Source organism: Sphingobium sp. B11D3D (genome assembly GCF_025961755.1).
Taxonomy (GTDB): Bacteria; Pseudomonadota; Alphaproteobacteria; order Sphingomonadales; family Sphingomonadaceae; genus Sphingobium.
Map to the genome: position 1 here is coordinate 1,370,348 of NZ_JAOQOG010000001.1, position 16,031 is coordinate 1,386,378.

Annotated in this window: 10 protein-coding genes; 7 read left to right on the forward strand and 3 right to left on the reverse strand. The window is 64.0% G+C overall.

The window, feature by feature from the left end:
- Window positions 1-3 precede the first annotated feature (3 nt).
- Window positions 4-1,677 (forward strand): tannase/feruloyl esterase family alpha/beta hydrolase, encoded by a 1,674-nt coding sequence (locus M2334_RS06460; RefSeq protein ID WP_264605041.1) that lies wholly within the window; start codon window positions 4-6, stop codon window positions 1,675-1,677.
- A gap of 42 nt (window positions 1,678-1,719) precedes the next feature.
- Here the strand turns inward: M2334_RS06460 and M2334_RS06465 are convergent, their stop codons facing one another.
- Window positions 1,720-2,862 carry an alpha/beta hydrolase gene (locus M2334_RS06465; protein WP_264570778.1) on the reverse strand — a complete coding sequence of 381 codons (1,143 nt, stop codon included), beginning with the start codon at window positions 2,860-2,862 and terminating at the stop codon, window positions 1,720-1,722.
- A gap of 134 nt (window positions 2,863-2,996) precedes the next feature.
- On the opposite strand from M2334_RS06465, the gene M2334_RS06470 reads away from it, so the two are divergent.
- From M2334_RS06470 to M2334_RS06495, 6 genes are all read left to right on the forward strand, one after another.
- Window positions 2,997-4,430, forward strand: coding sequence for a sialidase family protein (locus M2334_RS06470; protein ID WP_264605042.1), 1,434 nt, complete (start codon window positions 2,997-2,999; stop codon window positions 4,428-4,430).
- A 131-nt stretch (window positions 4,431-4,561) separates the two neighbouring features.
- Window positions 4,562-5,191, forward strand: coding sequence for a hypothetical protein (locus M2334_RS06475; protein WP_264605043.1), 630 nt, complete (start codon window positions 4,562-4,564; stop codon window positions 5,189-5,191).
- Between the two features lie 84 nt (window positions 5,192-5,275).
- A complete protein-coding gene (locus M2334_RS06480; RefSeq protein ID WP_264605044.1) occupies window positions 5,276-8,146 on the forward strand; it encodes a TonB-dependent receptor plug domain-containing protein in 2,871 nt (956 codons plus the stop codon).
- Window positions 8,147-8,219: 73 nt separating this feature from the next.
- Window positions 8,220-8,768 carry a hypothetical protein gene (locus tag M2334_RS06485; RefSeq protein ID WP_264605045.1) on the forward strand — a complete coding sequence of 183 codons (549 nt, stop codon included), beginning with the start codon at window positions 8,220-8,222 and terminating at the stop codon, window positions 8,766-8,768.
- A gap of 6 nt (window positions 8,769-8,774) precedes the next feature.
- Window positions 8,775-9,938 (forward strand): alpha/beta fold hydrolase, encoded by a 1,164-nt coding sequence (locus tag M2334_RS06490; protein ID WP_264605046.1) that lies wholly within the window; start codon window positions 8,775-8,777, stop codon window positions 9,936-9,938.
- Between the two features lie 343 nt (window positions 9,939-10,281).
- Window positions 10,282-13,071, forward strand: a complete 2,790-nt coding sequence (locus M2334_RS06495; RefSeq protein ID WP_264605047.1) for a M10 family metallopeptidase C-terminal domain-containing protein — start codon at window positions 10,282-10,284, stop codon at window positions 13,069-13,071.
- Window positions 13,072-13,103: 32 nt separating this feature from the next.
- Here the strand turns inward: M2334_RS06495 and M2334_RS06500 are convergent, their stop codons facing one another.
- The gene (locus M2334_RS06500) at window positions 13,104-14,591 is read right to left on the reverse strand and encodes a carboxylesterase/lipase family protein (protein ID WP_264605048.1); all 1,488 of its coding nucleotides are present in this window, start codon (window positions 14,589-14,591) and stop codon (window positions 13,104-13,106) included.
- A 12-nt stretch (window positions 14,592-14,603) separates the two neighbouring features.
- Window positions 14,604-15,992, reverse strand: coding sequence for an MFS transporter (locus M2334_RS06505; RefSeq protein WP_264594244.1), 1,389 nt, complete (start codon window positions 15,990-15,992; stop codon window positions 14,604-14,606).
- Window positions 15,993-16,031: the final 39 nt, after the last annotated feature.

Here is a 16,031-nt window from a genome sequence, read left to right on the forward strand (position 1 = left end):
CTTATGCGGACAGGTTGGATCAAGGGGCTGGCACGACTCGCGGTGGGCGTCATGCTCGCTTGTGTCAGCAGCGCGTCGCTTCAGTCGCAACCGGCGAAATCCCCGATGCCGCCGGTCCATTTCACGCCGCTGCCCGAGCGGCCGGTCGTGATGCCGGTCATGGCCTGCGACGCCTTGCCCGCCGAGGATCTGCTGACCATCGAGGGCGCGCCTGCGCGGATCAGCAGCGCAACGCTGGAGACGCGCGACAATGGCGTGGCCTTCTGCCGGATCAAGGGCATGATCGCGCCGCAGATTCAGTTCGAGCTGCACCTGCCGACAGAAACCTACACCGGTCGCTACCTGCAGGGTGGCTGTGGCGGGGCCTGTGGCGTCATCTATCAGACGGTGTCGCCCTCCTGCGATAATCAGACGGCCTTCAGCGGCGCATTTGCCGTGAGCTTCAACAATAGCGGCCATGTCGGGCCGGACGCGCGCGATACGCTGTGGGCCGCCCATGCCCCGCAATTGCGGGCGGATTTCGCCTATCGTGCGGCGCATGTGACGGCGCGTGTCGCCAAGGAGATCCTCGCCCGCTTCTACGGACGCAAGCCGGCTTACTCCTACTTCATGGGCTGCTCCAATGGCGGGCGCGAGGCCATGATGGAAGCGCAGCGCTATCCTGAGGATTTCGACGGCATCATCGCAGGTGCGCCCGCTCTGTGGATCACGCCGGGCGTCGTCCGCATCATCCATGAGTCTCAGGTGGCCAGGGGTGAGGATGGCCAAGCCCTTCTCACGCCGCAATCCACCCAATTGCTTCATCGGGCAGTGATGGCGGCATGCGACGGCCTTGATGGCCTCAAGGATGGCCAGATCGACAATCCCCGTCGCTGCCGGTTTGATCCGCGCACCCTCGTCTGCAAGCCGGGGCAGCGGACCGATTGCGTGTCGGCGCAGCAGGCCGAGACGATGCACCGGCTTTACGAAGGGCCGAGGGATGCACAGGGCCGGCCCTTGTTCTTTGGCGGCGAGCCTTACGGGTCCGAATTGCTGTGGACCGGGCCGGGCAGCTTCGTGGCCGACGGCTATCAATTGGCGGCGAACCAGATCAAGTTCATGATCTACAGTGGCGAGGCCCATCAGGATTTCGACTGGCGCACATGGAAGCCCGATGCGGCGGCCCTGGCCGATCTGATCGACAAGGGCGGCTATTATAACGCCAGCAATCCCGATCTCGCCGCATTCAAGGCGCGCGGCGGCAAGCTGATCATGTGGCAGGGCGAGGCGGACAATGCCGCAGGATCATGGCTACTGCCGGACTATTATCAGCGCGTCCGGGACGCGATGGGCGGCTTTGCCGGGACCGACCCGTTCATGCGGGTCTACATGTTCCCCGGCGTCTATCACTGCGCTGGCGGCTATATCGGCTACCAGCACGACCTGCTCGGGCCGATGGTCAATTGGGTAGAGCGGGGCGCGGCGCCGGGTGCGGTGGAAGGCGCTGCCATTCTGGAGGATGGCACGATCCGCCGCCGCCCGACCTATCCGTTCCCGGTGCAGATACGCTATACGGGCCGGGGGGACATCAACGCCGCCAGCAGCTTTGCGCCGGTGCCCATCGCCAAGGATCATGACGACCGGTTCGACTGGGTGGGCGCCGGCATGGAGGCTGGCCCGCCGCCGGCTCCTTACTGACATGCGGCGCAGACGGGAGACCGCTGCGCCGCATTCCAGCCGCTACTTGCCGAGCTTCTTGTCGAAGAAGTTGACGATGACCTTGTAGGCATCCTGCGATTCCGGGATGACCGGATTGTAGAAGAAGCCGTGGAACAGGCCGTCCCACACATGCAGATCGGCATCGGCGCCGGCCTTCACCATCTGGCCATGTGAGTAGACTGCGGAGCTCAGTTCAAAGGCCCGCGTGCCGGTGATGAACAGCGTCGGCGGGAATTTGGCCAGCAGTTCGAGCGAGTTGGCCGGTGCGGCCAGCGGGTCCTTGATGTCAACCTTCTCAAGATATTGGAGCGGCGGCAGACCCTTGCCGAGCGGCGGCGGCGGTTCCGCCGGCGGGTTCGCCTCGCCGATGGCGGCGGTGGTATAATGCGCATCACCGCCGAAACCGGGGCCTTTCTCCAGCGTCATGCCGGCACAGAAAATGCCGATGGCGCCGGGCATGGGGAGTTTCTCCTTATCGAACCAGGCCATCGCCATGCCAACGAGCATGCCACCCGCCGAGCAGCCATAGATGCCGATATCAGCCGGCTTGTAGCTCTTGAGCAGTTCGCGATAGACGCTGGCGACATCCTCGCTGGCAGCCGGGAAGCGATATTGCGGCGCCTGGCGATAATCGATCGTGATGACCTTATAGCCACCGAGCGACGCGATCGGCATCGATTCCAACTCGGCGCAACCCGGGTAGCAGCCGCCGAAGCCGCCGCCATGCAGGTTGAGCAGAATGCGCTTCTGGTTCTGCGGCTTGACCCCTTGCGTAGGCGTGTAAGTGATGGCGGGCACGCCTGCGATGGTCGTTTCCTGCCGGACCAGCGGGAACATCGCCTTGGCCGAGGCCATATAGGGCTTCATGAAGAAGGGGACGCCATTTTCCGGCAGCGTCTTCGATTCACGGTCCTGCATGTCGTGCAGATGCTCGGCCAGATAGGCCTTGGCTTCATCGGTCAGGAAACTGGAAACCGGTACGCTCATGGCGGGCACATGCACTGTGCCGTCGGCATCGATCTTCACTGGATTGCTGTCCGCCTTGTCAGCCGTTTGGGCCGGTGCGGCGGCGGGGAAGGCCAGCGCGACCACCGATGCGCCCGTAAGCGCCACTAGTCGCGACCACAGGCTGTACGCCGGGCGTTTGGCGAATGATTCTCCCATATAAACCTCTCATTTAGTCTGATTTTTGTGCCGCATCGCAAATTGGCATCTGGAATTGTTAGACTCACATGAATACAATCGATTGTAAAGGGGCCGTCCAAATCGGTCTTTTTGCTGGTCGAGGGAGAGTGGATATGGTCGGTCTGGCGCAGGGTAAGGGCGGGGTGCGGGCGCTTGCTGGCTTAGGAGCAGTGGCACTGGTGGCGGGCTGTCATCCTGCGGGGGCACGACCGGAGGCGGAGATGCCGACGGTCCAGCAACTCAGCACCGGCGGCGCGGCCTTTTCCGCCTCGGTGCCGGAGATCGCGGTCGACCCCGCTGACCCGCAGCGCGTCGCGGTCATATGGCGGGATCTGGCCATGACAAGGCCTGGCGAACCCGCCGGCGAGCGGGGCATGCAGTGCCACCTTTCGCTGTCCAAGGACGGTGGGCGCAGCTTCGATACCCAGCCGCTGGTCTGGACGATGGCCGACACGCCCGTGTGCAACTCGCCTTATGTGGACATTGGCCCGCAGGGCGAGCTGCTGATCGGCGCGACGCTGGCGGGCGTGCTGCCGCAGAACGCGCCGGAGGGCGAGCATGCGTCAGGGCGGGTAGTCATGCGCCTTTCGACCGACTGGGGCCACAATTGGTCCCCGATCTCCAGCGGCATCGCGACGGGGGAAGAGGCGCGGTTCGAGGCCAATGCCACGGTCCCGGCCGAAGCGACGCATGTGCCATGGGACGGGGGGCGCGGCGTGATCGACGCGGTGAGCGGGGAAATCATCCTCTCCGGCGGCTATCCGGCCCCGCCGGGCGAGGCGCTGCGCTCGCAGCGCTTCTACACCGTCTCGAAGGATCGCGGCAAAAGCTGGGGGCCGATCCGCGCCTTTGGTGCGCCCGGCTGGCCGCAGCGCTGGGACGGGCATTATGTCGTCGCCCACGGTACGCTTGCCTACAGCTATCTGGCGGAAGCCGTGCCGGTCGATGGCGTCAAGTGCTTGTGCGTGGTCTTCGCCACCAGCGCGGATGGCGGAGCGACGGTGCAGCGGCACCTCGTCACACAGGTCGAGTATTTCGACCGGCTGGTCCATTATCCGCCGATCGCCGCGCATCCGGCCCATGCTGGGCAATATGCGCTCGCGCTGGCGTCCGACAAGGCGGGGACGCCAGCGGTGCGCATCACGCGGGATGGCGGCGCCCACTGGCAGACATTGGATGGCCCGGCCGCGCCTGAAGGTGTGGTGCGGTCGTCGCGGCCGGCGCTGGCCTATACGCCCGGAGGCGTGCTGGGGCTGCTCTGGCGGGGCTATCATGCCGACGGCAGCTATGACCTCTATATCGCGGCGTCTACCGATGGTGAGCGCTTCGGGCCGGTGCGGCGCGTCTCGCCCGCCTCCTCGCGCGTGCCGGACGCGCTGGCAAAGGATTATTCGGCGGGCGGGGACTTCATCAGCAGTCTGGGCGCGGGGAGAGACGCGTTTCACGCCGCCTGGACAGGCTGGCCGGCGGGCGGGGCAGGGCAGGTGATGTATGCGCGCGTTCCGCTGGCACCGCTGCTGGGCGACCTACCGCCGCCGAACAAATAAGATCGTTAGTCAAAACTAAATTCAAAATGTTGACACGATGCGGGGGATGGCCCTAGCATGACCATCAGCGCTGAAGGCGTGAGGGGTACGAAGTGCCCCCTGCCTGATCCTGCGCTGGAGGGGATGCATCGATGGGGCACCAGGCAAAGATCGTCGCGGCGATACTGATCTGTATCGCAGGCTTATCGTTCAATCTGCTGAGTTTTGATTCCTTCATCTTCTTCGGCCTGCCTATGGTGGCCGGTGTTGCGGTGGCCTGGGCGAACACGCGCCGCCATGCCGATTGGCGGACGATTGACCAGGCGACCGATGTGATGCGCATCTACTTTGGCGGGCATCTGCTCTGGTCGTGCCTGCGCTTCTGGTTCACGGACATGCAACCCTCCGGGGCGCCCATGCATCCGATTGCGGGGCCGTTCCTTGCCTCGCTCTTTGCGACCGGCATTTTCCCGGCGGTCAAGGTGCTGGAGGGAATTGTCGGCGTAATGCTGCTGAGCAACCGTTTCGTTCCGCTGGCCCTCGTGCTGGAAGTGCCGACGAGCATGACGGTGTTCTATCTCAACACCTTCATCACTGCGCGGCTTAGTGGCCTGCTCACCGGGCCGACCGAACTGGGCGTAAACGTGCTGCTGATGCTCGCCTATTTCCAGCATTACCGCCCGATGCTTCGCGCGAAGCCGCGCGCCGCGCCGCCTTGGGAACGCGAGGATCGCCTTGACGACAAGGCTCAATATAGTTATACAAAATCAAATAACATTTAATATACCGATGAATTCGGCGGTCTGGCGAGGTGCCAGTCGCTCAGGCATCCCGGCCATGATCGGGAGCAAGGGGAGGGAGATGAGATGAAGGCACGGAATTTTTCTGTCCGCGAACGGACGGGTCTGAAACTGGCGGTCTCCGCTTCGGCTCTGGTGTTGGCGGCGCTCGGCGCAGTGCCCGCCATGGCGCAGCAGGATGCATCGCCCCAGCAGGGCAGCTCTACGGATGCCGGGGATGCCGCGATTATCGTGACCGGCACGCGCATCAAGGGCGTCGCGCCGGTCGGTTCGCCGGTCATCCCCGTCGGTCGCGAGGAGATCGAGAAGCTCGGCGTCAGCACCACCAACGACGCGCTCCGCAAGCTCCCCCAGATCGTCAACTTCGGCGGCAATAACGAGCAGCAGGGTGGATCGATCATCCAGAACACGTCGCTCAATTCCTTCGCCGCCAAGTCGATCAACCTGCGCGGTTTGGGCACGGCCTCGACGCTCAGCCTGGTGAACGGCCACCGTGTCGCCCCGCAGGGCGCCAATGGCCAGCTCTTCGATGCCGATAACATCCCCGCCATCGCGCTGGAGCGCATCGAAGTGGTCGCGGACGGCGGCTCGGCCATTTACGGGTCGGATGCGGTCGGCGGTGTCGTCAACTTCATCATGCGCCGGCCGGACAATGTGTTCGAGGTGCAGGCCCGCGCCGGTTTTGCCGACTCCGTCGAGGAGTATATCGGCTCGGTCGCCTTCGGGCGGCGCTGGTCCAGCGGCGGCTTCTTCCTCGCCTACGAGTATCAGAACCGTACCGCGCTGGAAGCCGCCGACCGGCCGAACCTGTATAACAGCGACCTCTCGCCTTATGGCGGCGCGCCCAACCCGGTGCTCACCAATCCAGGCAACGTTCAGTTCGGGTCGAGCTTCTATGGTATTCCCGCCGGGCAGAATGGCACGAACGTGACGCTGGGCAAGCTGACGGCGACGCCCAATCGCGAGAATGCATGGATCGGCGCCGATGCCATTCCTTCCGGCAAGCGGCATACGGTGGTCGGCACCTTCCGCCAGGATTTCGACGATAACGTGACGTTCGTGGCCGACGGCCTGTTCTCGCGGCGTGAACTTACCAACCGCGGCATCGCCTCGACAGCGACGCTCTCGGTGCCGAGCACCAACCCGTTCAGCCCGTGCGCGGCGGGCAAGGTGGACGATAGTGCCACGCTCAATTGCCCGGCCAACGGGACGCTGAGCGTGCCCTACAGCTTCCTTGAGGACCTGGGGCCGCAAACGATCACAGGCTATGAGCAGATATGGTCGCTTTCGGGCGGGTTGGAAATGAAGCTGAGCAACAGCTGGAACGCCAACGTCACCGCTTATTACAGCGAGAACAAAGGCTACAGCCTGGCGACCAACCAGCTCAATACCAATGGCCTTAACCGGGCGCTGGGCGCTACCGTCGCCGGCACCACCAAGCCGGCGAGCGTGCCGTTCTTCAACCCGTTCTGCGACGGGCAGCAGTTCGATTGTAATTCCGAGGCGACTCTGGCGCTCTTCCGCGCGCAGACCGAACTTGAAGTGTTTAATCGCAGCTATGGCGGCTCGGCCAATATCGGCGGCTCACTCTTCCGCCTGCCGGGCGGTGACGTGCGCGTCTCGGTCGGCGGTGAGATCCGTTTCGACTATCTGTTCGGCAACGGCCAGCTCTCCAACACGCGCACTGCGAATGTCGATACCTTCGCCGGCGTGCCGACCTCTAACGAGCGCGACGTGCGTTCCGTCTATGCAGAAGCCTATGTGCCGCTGTTCGGTCCGGACAACGCCCGGCCGGGTCTGGAGAAGCTCGAGTTCAACGCGGCCGTCCGCTACGATCGCTATAGCGACGTCGGCTCGACGACCAATCCGCGCTTCGGTGTGACGTACGCCCCGGCATCCGGCATCCAGTTCCGCGGCAGCTACGGCACATCCTTCCGCGCGCCCTCGCTGGTCGACGTCAACAAATATGCCACCGCCGGCTTCCTGCCGCGCACCGGCAGCGGCTCGGCCGTGGGCCTGTCGCCCGCTGCGGGCTCGTTCCAATATGTCTATCCGATTGGCGGCAATCCGGACCTGAAGCCGGAGACGGCCACGACCTGGTCGCTGGGCATGGACCTGACGCCGGAACTGGCCAAGGGCTTCAACTTCAGCCTGACCTACTACAATATCGTCTACAAGGATAAGGTCGACACGGCCGCCTACAACGCGCCGATCGGCGCGGTGCTGAACTCGGGCGCCTATGACGATTTCATCGTGTTCAACCCGGTCTACTTCCCGAGCAAGACCAACCAGACGCTGGCCCAGTATGTCGCGTACTGGAACCAGATCACGGCCGATCCGCAATTGCCGGTGCTGGGCCTGGTCGACCCGACCACCGTCATCGCCATCGTCGATGCGCGCCGCAATAACAGCGGCGTGGTGGAGACGGACGGCTTCGACGTCTCGCTCGACTATACGCTCTATGGCAATGGCATCGATTTCCGCTTCGGCGCCCGGGCCAACTATGTCCTCCACTACAAGACCTCGCCGGTGCCCGGCGTTGCGCTCAAGGATGAGGTGAACCACTTCGGCTATCCGGCGCGCTTCACCGGCAAGGTGGAAGCGGGCGTGGACATCGGCGGCTTCTCCGGCACCGTGTTCCTCAACTATGTGAATTCGCGCACGATCACGCGCGACTTCCTGCCGGCAGCCGTGCCCGATCAGTATCAGAACATCGATCCGATCACGACGGTGGACCTCAGCCTGCGCTACAATTTCGGCGAAACCGGATCGATGATCACCAATGGTCTGGCGGCATCGCTGAACGTGCTCAACGTGTTCGATGCCGATCCGCCGCTGGTGGTGAATGCGGGTGGCGCCACGCCGATCCGGTTCGACTCCAGCTATTCCAGCTCGATGGGCCGGTACATCTCGTTCCAGCTCTCGAAGAAGTTCTAACGGCTGAGGGGGGCGCCCGGACGAAGCCCAAGGGCTTCGTCCGGTCCGTCAGTTGCACCGGAGGCGATCCGCCATGGCACCCAGCACAGTCGCTTCGCCCACCGGTGGGCGCACGATCTTCGGCAGTGTCGTCTATGCCTGCCAGTTTCTCTATGGCGGCTGGTTCCTGTTCCACGGGCTGAACTACTGGCTGGAATTCTATCTGGACCGGTCGATCCAGCCCGGGCCGGGTCTCGTGCCTGAACTGGCAGAATCCGGCGTGATGGCGCTGGTCAAGGCGCTGGAAGTCACCATTGGCCTGGCCCTGCTGCTCGATCTGTTCGCGGCGCTGGCGGTTGTCGCCGCCTGGCCGATCACGTTGATGATTGCGTTCGTCACGGCATCGCATGGCCGTCCGTTCGGCATGGGTGTGGCGGCCGTCATTATCGGGCTGAACGCGGTCATGTCGTTCGGCTATCTCCATCGCTATCGTCCGATGCTGGCGTGCAGCGCAGGTCCACCCGGCGGTTCAACCCCCGCGCAGGGCTCGCGCATGGTGCCCGCGCGGCACGCCCTTGCCGCGCTTATGGGTATAGCGGCGGCCATCGGCATCACCTACCTTACTGTCTATCTTCGGCGCTGAGCGGGTATGACGTCCATCCGCCTGCCACTGCTCGCCTGTCTGCTGGCGGCGCTGCCGCTTTCTGCTGCGCCCGCGCAGGAGAGCGCCCCTGTAACACAGCCGCTCGTCATTGCGCGGCAGGGCAATTTCTTCGTCGGCGGGCATGAGGCGCAGACGCCGGACGGGCCGGTGATCGCCGGCGCCATGTACGTCGAATATCAGATCCCGGCGCAGCAGACGCATCCCTATCCCTTGGTATTCTTCCACGGCGGCGCCTCCAGCGGGGCGAGCTTCTGGAGCACGCCGGATTGCCGCGAGGGCTGGGCGACGCTGTTCCTGCGCAAGGGTTATGCCGTCTATGTGGTGGATCGCCCGACGCTGGGCCGCTCGCCGCATTATGAGGCGGTCGATGGGCGCAAGCTGATGCCTCCCGCCGGACTTCCCGCGCGGGAAGGGCAGGCGGCACCGCCTCCGCCGACCAGCAAGCCAGCGCATCTGCCCGGCACGAACGCCCCTGACGATCCGGCTACCGCCTACATGCGTCGCGCGCGCCAATCGACCATCGAGGTGCCCTTCGGCGCGCCCGGCGATGCGCTGGCGGTCAGCGTCTATGTCGACCGGCTGGACCGGGAGGCGGGCGCCGCGCTGCTGGACAGGATCGGCCCCGCCATTCTCGTCACCCATTCGCGGGCGGGGACGACAGGCTGGCAGATCGCCGATGCCCGGCCCGGCCTCGTCAAAGCCATCGTCGCCGCCGAACCGAATGGCCCGCCTTTTTACAACGCCCCGCCCATGGGCGCGCCGGGCGATCCGGTCGCGCGGCCCTTCGGCATCACATATGCTGGCCTGCGCTTCGATCCGCCGGTCACCGATCTGCGCGACTTCGGGCCGCTCGCCCAACTGCCGCCGGAGGACGGCCACAAGGTGGGCTGCTGGACGGTGGCGGGCAAAATGCCCCGGCTGGTCAATCTGGCGCAGGTGCCGGTGATCGTGCTGGTCGGCGGGGCATCCTATCATGCCGGCTATGACCATTGCACCGCGCAGTTTCTGGAGAAGGCGGGCGTCCCGGTCGATCTCGTCCCGCTCGACGCGCATGGGTTCGTCGGCAACACCCATGGCTTCCCGACTGAGACCAACAATCATCTGATCGCCGATTTCATTGCCCGCTGGCTGGCGGAGCGCGACCTGTAGAACAAGCTGGGTCGCCGGTGCGGGAGCCCATCGCGGCAGCTTGGTTCGCCGATCTGACGATGACACCCCGCTAATCAGCTTCCTGCCGCTTTCTGAAAGCGCCGCAACCCACCCTTAGCGTGGCGGTGGATTGCGCTTATTGACAAGCGCGACAGAAATAATGGTCTATTTCCTGACATGTAAAGTCAATGTATGTAAATGAATGTCTCTGCAATTTTGCGGAATTCGGTGCGTCCGAGAGAGCGGAAGTCGAAGTATAAATCAAATATTTTATTTAACGATTGTTAATTTAATATAACGATCTTAACCGACCTGGATTTCAATGACGACCTCTAAATACATCATGATGAAGAACGGAGGTGATGGCCTCGCGTTTATCGATTTCATTGTGACATATGGTGGATTGGCGTTGGATGGTCAGGACATCCAGTTTCTCGGCTCCTCATTGATCGATGCCGTTTTTGTCCGCCCCGGGGCGAGCTATGTTCTGAATACGGGAGGCGGAGCGGACCGCATTTATGTCGAAGGTCAGCTCTCCGATTACACGTTGAGTCGCAATAACGCGACGCTGATCCTGACGCGCACGGTGGACGGTAAAGTGGAGACCGTCCATGTGGCAGGCGCCAACGCGACGACCGCACCCGATGTGCTGGTGTTTTCAGATGGCAGCGTGAGCGTGAACGCCCTCTACACGCATGTTGCAGACGGAACGGCGGCTCCAGTGCCGACGGGCGAAACCTCACTGGCCCCTCAAGGCGCGGCCGCGCCCGGCGCCGTTCTGGACGCCATAGTGAAGATCGGATGCTTCAACCCTGCTGGCGAGACGGTCGCCGCTTCGAAGCCGGGCGTCGCGTTCCAGATCCTCGGCAGTGCCGGTGTCGATAGGGTGTACGTCGCCGAGGGAACCACGATCGACGCTGCCTCGCTCGGCGGCGGCGTGGATGTGGTTTACTTCCGGGGACAATGGGCCGACTACACCAAGACCCTCACCGGCGCGCGCCTGACGCTCACCCGCACTGTGAGCGGGCACGTCGAGACGATCGTCGTGGCATCCAGCGGCGGCACGCTCAACGATCTGCTGGTGTTCGCCGATGGGGCTGTGCGCTCGCAGGTGGCCGGCCAGGGGGTGAAGGCGGATGCCAACGTCGCTCTAGCGGATCTCGCCGGCTTTGATCCGAGCGTGTTCGTCGATCTGGTCGCACCCGTTGCGCCCCGGCTATCGCTGGCCAACGATAACGGGACATCCCAGACCGACGGCCTGACCAATGACGGCCATATTCTGGTCACGCTTCTGGAGGCGGGAGCATCCTGGACATACAGCATCGACGGCGGACAGACCTGGCTCAAGGGCGAGGGGGAGACCTTCAGCCTTGCTACGGGAACCTATGCGGCCGATCAGATTCAGGTCCGGCAGCGCGATGCGGCAGGGAACCTGTCCGAAGCCGGGCACAATGAGACTGTCCTGACCATCGATTCCACGCCGCCGGTGGCGCCCGTGATATCCGGCTTTCTCGATCCGATAGCGAGTTCGATCAACCCGTCAACGGGGGCGATCATCAACCTCGTGACGAGCCCGGTGGCTGGCGCTTCTGTCCTTCAGCAGGGCGCGACCAGTCTGCACGGAACAGGCACAGCCGGCAGCAAGGTCGTCGTCACCTTCGGGGCCTCTGAACAGCGGGTGGTGACGGTGGACGTCGCGGAGGCCTGGTCCCTGAATCTCACGCACGCGGACATCGTGTCATTCGGCATCGGGGCGGAGGCATTTACGGCCACCGTCAGCGATGACGCGGGTAATTCTGCAAGCACCACCGTCCCGCTGCAGATCAATGCACAAGCCTACACGACCAACGATGTGGCGGCCTCCGGCTATGGCAGTGAGTATGTCGACGCTCTGATTATCGGCGAGGCCGGCTGGTCCGGTGGCATCATCACTTATTCTTTCTCCGCCGGCTCGGGCGCATCGGTCTGGTCGGAAAGTGAGAAAAGCGCCGTGCGATCGGCATTGGCTCTCTACGAGAATATCGCGAATTTGGACTTTCAGGAGACGGATGACTATGGCGAAGCGGCGGGCGGCGCGAATATCGCTCTCGAAAAATCGCCCGCTTCGACCTGGACCGAGCCTGGAATTCTGGCCGACTTCACCATTCCCTTCGGCGGATACAATGCCACGCAGGTCGGCCGCTTCAACTATGAGATTTCCTATTGGCAGAATCTGAGCGAAGGGGGCCTCGCGTTCGACACGCTGGTGCATGAACTTGGCCATGCCCTCGGCCTAGGCCACCCCTTCACGGATACCATCAACGGCGTGACGCAGACCCAATTTCCGGGCGTAGCGGCCAATGATGCCTATGCGCTCGGGACGCTGGACCTGAATCAGGGCATCTGGACTATCATGTCCTACAATTTCGGCTGGGATGTGAAGGCGCCGCCAAACAGTTACGCATGGGGCTTGTCGAAGACGCCGATGGTCTTCGATGTTGCTGCGATACAGGCGATCTATGGCGCCAATCTCTCATACCGCACCGGTAACGACGTCTACACGCTGCCCACCGCCAGCAAGTCGGGTACGGGCTGGGCATGCATCTGGGATGCGGGGGGCGTGGACACGATCAGCAATGCGGGCAGTTCGCTCAACTGCGTCATCAACCTCAATGCCTATCCGCTCACGGCCGGCGTCGACCCCACACTTTATGTATCGCGGAATCTTGCCATATCCGGAGGATATACGATCGCGGCGGGTGCGGTGATCGAAAATGCGGTCGGCGGGGGAGGCCGCGACACGATCATCGGCAACCATGTCTCCAACCTGCTGACCGGGGGCGGCGCAGCCGATCAGTTCGTCTTCAACACCGCGCTGGGGCCGAGCAATGTCGACCGAATTAGCGACTTTTCTGTCAGCGCGGGTGACGTCATCGCGCTCGACAAGAGCATTTTTGACCGGCTCAGCAACCTCAGCGATCTGAGCGGTCACTTCGGTTATTCAACCCAGTCTGCGGATCCCGACCTGTTCGTCATTTACGATACCGGCAGCGGAACGCTCAGTTACCGTGACGAAGCAAACGAGCTGATCGATTTCGCGATCCTGCTCAGCAAGCCGCAGTCGATCACAGCCACATCTTTTGCGGTCCTCTGACCCGATCCGGCGCAGCCGCCGGACGCGGATCGCTAGCGTCGCGCATCGAAATAGCTGTCGAGGAAGGCCTGCGCCTCTGCGCGCGGGGTGCCGATGACGGCCGGCTGCGGGGAGAGGCGCATCAATTGGGGTGTCGCGTCGTCGTATTGAGGCCATTCCGGCAGTCCGGGGCCGTTGGGATTGCCTGTGCGCGCGAAGTTCACCCAATAATGCGAGACAAGGTCCGAGAGCTTGTGATCCTCAGGCGTCCACGGCTGATCCTCGACCTGCAGGTTGCGGAAGACATAGACGATCTCCGCTGAATGGAAGGCGCCCATTTCCGGCTTGCCGGGCCAAGGCTGATCGAACCAGTAGAGCCACGCGCCGGACTTACCGGTCTTGGCTTGAAGCTTGGCCCAGCTGCGCATCTGCCATTGGACGGCATCGGTCGAAGATTGGCCCAATTGGTCCTTGGATGCCCCGTAAATCCGGTCGTAAGCCGCGCCATTCGTGTCCGACCGCTGCACCCAATCCTTGCGGATGTTTGATCCCTCCATGGAGTTGGAGCCGACCAGCGTGGGCACGTCGTTCTGCTTGCCCGCCGCGAAAATGTTGTAGACGATGTCCGGCAGCACATAGCCGTCACGCTCGGTGGGCCAGAAGAAGGCCAGTTCCTTGGTGAAGGCGTCCATTGGCAGCGCGCGGAGCTGCGCGACTGTTTCGCCGCCAAGCTTGCGGCCAAAGTCCGCGCCATAAGCCTCCGCCTCGCGCATGTCCTTGCGACCGACGAGCCCGCCATCGGGATCGAACTGGGACGTGCTCTCGCCAATCGCGCGGTGGAACAATCCCTTGGCCAGGGGCGAAGCCTGCAGGATGCTGATCGCGGTGCTGCCGGCGGACTCGCCGAACACGGTGACGTTGCCCGGATCGCCGCCAAAGGCCGCGATGTTATCGCGCACCCATTTCAGCCCCTCGATCTGGTCGAGAATGCCGTAATTGCCCGAGGCCTTGTAGGGCGCTTCGGCGGTAAGGCCAGGATGTGCCATGAAGCCGAGCGGGCCGACGCGGTAATTGAGAGTAACCAGCACCACACCCATTTTCGCGAGCGCAGTGCCGTCATACGCCGGCTCGCGGTTGGATCCGCCCAGGAAGCCGCCGCCGTAGATCCACACCATCACCGGCAGCGGGCCTTTGTGATCGGCCGGCGCCCAGACATTTACCGAAAGGCAGTCCTCGCTCATCGGCCGCTGGTCGACCGGCGGGCGCCATTGCGGGCAGATCGGGCCGAACTGGGTTGCATCGTGCAGGCCGCTCCAACCGGAGGCCGCGAGCGGGACTTTCCAGCGCCGCTCGCCGGCGGTCGATGCGCCGAACGGGATGTTGAGGAACTTGCGCACGCCGTCCGCTTCGGCACCTTTCAGTGCGCCCTGACGGATCGTCACCTGCGGCGCGGCGCCGGTGTCGGCGGCCAGCGGGGCGGCAGTTCCGGCGAGGAGGAGTGCGGCAAGCGCGCGACGGCGCAGCAGAGGGATCGTCTTCATGGGAATCTCCGTTCAGGCCGCACTGGCCAAGGGGCGGGCGCGGGCGGCAAATCCGGCCAGGCCGCATAGAGCGAGCAGCACGGCGACGACGGCGAAGAAGGCAAAGGAGCCGCCCAGATCGAGCGAAATGACGCCGGTGAACGAGCTGAGCACCGCGCCCAGCCGCCCGGTGGCGGAGGCGACGCCTACGCCGGTCGCCCGCGCGGCCGTTGGGTAGGCCGTGGCAGCCAGCGTGTAGAGTGTGTTGTGCAGCCCTGCCATGCAGAAGCCGAGCGCGACCATCACCGGCAGGATGATGAGCGCCGAGACCACATCACTGCCGAGCAGCACGGCGAGTACGCCTGCGAGGAGGGCAGCGGCGCCGGCCAGGGCCATATGCGCGCGGCTGAATCCGGTGCGATCGAGCAAAATGCCGCTGAACAACGCGCCGACCACGCCGCCCATATGGAAGGTGGTGATGCCGAGGCTGGTCATGGTGAGATCGAACCCCAGCGTGCTCAGCATCGTCGGGACCCAGCTGAAGATGGTGTAGGAGGCCATCAGGCAGGTGAAGAACCCGCCCCAGAGCAGCAGGGTCTGGTGGCGCAGCGCCGGCGAGAGCAGCAGCCGCAGCGGCGCGATGACCGTGCTGGCTGGCGGCGGTGCATCGAAGCGATGGGCCGGGTCATGCGAGATGCGGCAACGCATGAGCAGTCGCGCCAGATCTTCATGCCGGCCGGCGCGCAGCAGGAAGCTCGGCGATTCCGGCAGGAAGACGATGAAGGCGAGGGCCAGCAGGATTGGCAGGGCGCCTGCGACGAAGAACAGGGTCCGCCATCCGAACATCTCCAGCACCGAGGCGCCGAGCCCGCCGGCGATGATGCCGCCAATGGGAATGAACACCATGCCGATGGCAATGGCGCGGCCCCGGCGCTTTTCCGGCGTGAATTCAGAGATGAGCGCGGCGCCATTGGGGATCGCCGCGCCGATGCCAAGGCCATCGAGGAAGCGCACGAGCAGCAACTGCGTGGCGTCATGCGTGAAGCCACCTGCCACCGTCATCAGGCCGAACAGGAGGATGGCAACGATCAAGGCCCAGCGGCGGCCGATCCGGTCGCCCATGATCCCGCCGATGATCGAGCCCAATGCGACGCCGGCCAGATTGGCGGCCGTCACCGGCGCGAACGCCCCACGGGGAATGCCCCAATCCGCGATCAGGGCCGGCAGCACGATGCCGAGAGACTGGTTGGCCAGCCCGTCGACCGCGAAGACCAGCGCGAAACAGCCGAGCAGCAGCTTCTGGAACGGGCTCCACGCCGCATTGTCAATGGCCGTGCCCAGATCATGCGATACCACAGCTGACGCCGCGCCGCTGGGCTCGGCAGGCAGTGCCGTGCCGGCTGCTGGGGTGAAGGATGCCATGCTGCTCTCTCTCCGTGTCAGGCGTTGGTCTGTGGCCGG

What these genes read in the sequence shown, in the direction of transcription:
- M2334_RS06460 (WP_264605041.1), top strand. Translation starts at nt 4, where the DNA reads ATGCGGACAGGTTGGATCAAGGGGCTGGCACGACTCGCGGTGGGCGTC.
- M2334_RS06465 (WP_264570778.1), bottom strand. Translation starts at nt 2,862, where the DNA reads ATGGGAGAATCATTCGCCAAACGCCCGGCGTACAGCCTGTGGTCGCGA.
- M2334_RS06470 (WP_264605042.1), top strand. Translation starts at nt 2,997, where the DNA reads ATGGTCGGTCTGGCGCAGGGTAAGGGCGGGGTGCGGGCGCTTGCTGGC.
- M2334_RS06475 (WP_264605043.1), top strand. Translation starts at nt 4,562, where the DNA reads ATGGGGCACCAGGCAAAGATCGTCGCGGCGATACTGATCTGTATCGCA.
- M2334_RS06480 (WP_264605044.1), top strand. Translation starts at nt 5,276, where the DNA reads ATGAAGGCACGGAATTTTTCTGTCCGCGAACGGACGGGTCTGAAACTG.
- M2334_RS06485 (WP_264605045.1), top strand. Translation starts at nt 8,220, where the DNA reads ATGGCACCCAGCACAGTCGCTTCGCCCACCGGTGGGCGCACGATCTTC.
- M2334_RS06490 (WP_264605046.1), top strand. Translation starts at nt 8,775, where the DNA reads ATGACGTCCATCCGCCTGCCACTGCTCGCCTGTCTGCTGGCGGCGCTG.
- M2334_RS06495 (WP_264605047.1), top strand. Translation starts at nt 10,282, where the DNA reads ATGATGAAGAACGGAGGTGATGGCCTCGCGTTTATCGATTTCATTGTG.
- M2334_RS06500 (WP_264605048.1), bottom strand. Translation starts at nt 14,591, where the DNA reads ATGAAGACGATCCCTCTGCTGCGCCGTCGCGCGCTTGCCGCACTCCTC.
- M2334_RS06505 (WP_264594244.1), bottom strand. Translation starts at nt 15,992, where the DNA reads ATGGCATCCTTCACCCCAGCAGCCGGCACGGCACTGCCTGCCGAGCCC.